The 1,737-nt window shown below is 50.3% G+C and carries 1 rRNA gene; it reads right to left on the bottom strand.

Annotated elements, in window-relative coordinates:
- Positions 1-8: 8 nt before the first annotated feature.
- Positions 9-1,553 (bottom strand): 16S ribosomal RNA (locus ND16A_RS14435).
- Between the last annotated feature and the right edge of the window lie 184 nt (positions 1,554-1,737).

Genomic DNA, 1,737 nt, shown 5'->3' with positions numbered 1-1,737 from the left:
ACTTAAGGTAAGGAGGTGATCCAACCCCAGGTTCCCCTAGGGTTACCTTGTTACGACTTCACCCCAGTCATAAATCACAAAGTGGTAACCGTCCCCCCGAAGGTTAGACTAGCTACTTCTTTTGCAACCTACTCCCATGGTGTGACGGGCGGTGTGTACAAGGCCCGGGAACGTATTCACCGTGGCATTCTGATCCACGATTACTAGCGATTCCGACTTCACGGAGTCGAGTTGCAGACTCCGATCCGGACTACGACAGACTTTCTGGGATTCGCTCCACCTCGCGGTCTCGCTGCCCTCTGTATCTGCCATTGTAGCACGTGTGTAGCCCATCCCGTAAGGGCCATGATGACTTGACGTCGTCCCCACCTTCCTCCGGTTTATCACCGGCAGTCTCCTTAGAGTTCCCGCCATTACGCGCTGGCAAATAAGGATAGGGGTTGCGCTCGTTGCGGGACTTAACCCAACATTTCACAACACGAGCTGACGACAGCCATGCAGCACCTGTCTCACAGTTCCCGAAGGCACCAATCCATCTCTGGAAAGTTCTGTGGATGTCAAGGGATGGTAAGGTTCTTCGCGTTGCATCGAATTAAACCACATGCTCCACCGCTTGTGCGGGCCCCCGTCAATTCATTTGAGTTTTAACCTTGCGGCCGTACTCCCCAGGCGGTCAACTTATCGCGTTAGCTGCGCTACCCACAGATCAAGTCTACAGACAGCTAGTTGACATCGTTTACGGCGTGGACTACCAGGGTATCTAATCCTGTTTGCTCCCCACGCTTTCGTGCCTCAGCGTCAGTTTTTGTCCAGGTGGCCGCCTTCGCCACTGATGTTCCTTCCAATCTCTACGCATTTCACCGCTACACTGGAAATTCCACCACCCTCTACAAAACTCTAGACTACCAGTTTGAAATGCAGTTCCCAGGTTGAGCCCGGGGCTTTCACATCTCACTTAATAATCCGCCTACGCACGCTTTACGCCCAGTAATTCCGATTAACGCTCGCACCCTCCGTATTACCGCGGCTGCTGGCACGGAGTTAGCCGGTGCTTCTTCTGTTGCTAACGTCACAGCTAGCAGTTATTAACTACTAACCTTTCCTCACAACTGAAAGTGCTTTACAACCCGAAGGCCTTCTTCACACACGCGGCATGGCTGCATCAGGCTTTCGCCCATTGTGCAATATTCCCCACTGCTGCCTCCCGTAGGAGTCTGGGCCGTGTCTCAGTCCCAGTGTGGCTGATCATCCTCTCAAACCAGCTAGAGATCGTCGCCTTGGTAAGCCTTTACCTTACCAACTAGCTAATCTCACTTGGGCTAATCTATGAGCGAGAGGTGCAAAAGCATCCCCCCCTTTGGTCCGTAGACGTTATGCGGTATTAGCAGTCGTTTCCAACTGTTGTCCCCCACTCAAAGGCATATTCCCAAGCATTACTCACCCGTCCGCCGCTCGACGCCAGAGTAGCAAGCTACTCTTCGTTTCCGCTCGACTTGCATGTGTTAAGCCTGCCGCCAGCGTTCAATCTGAGCCATGATCAAACTCTTCAATTAAAAAGTTGTTACATTAATAATGAAACAAGTTTCATTATCGACTCAATGAATTCTGATGTTTCGTTACTCACACCTCAACCGAAGTCGAAGCGCAATAACTAAAACGTACTAATCATTCTTTATCGCTAAAATAAATCCTGACTAATATGTTTGTGTGTTCATTCATCATTAAGTAATTATGTGT

It is taken from the genome of Thalassotalea sp. ND16A (genome assembly GCF_000764205.1).
Lineage (GTDB): Bacteria > Pseudomonadota > Gammaproteobacteria > Enterobacterales > Alteromonadaceae > Thalassotalea_A.
Note: the sequence above shows the minus strand (reverse complement) of the source record. Positions and strands in the feature narration are given on the sequence as shown.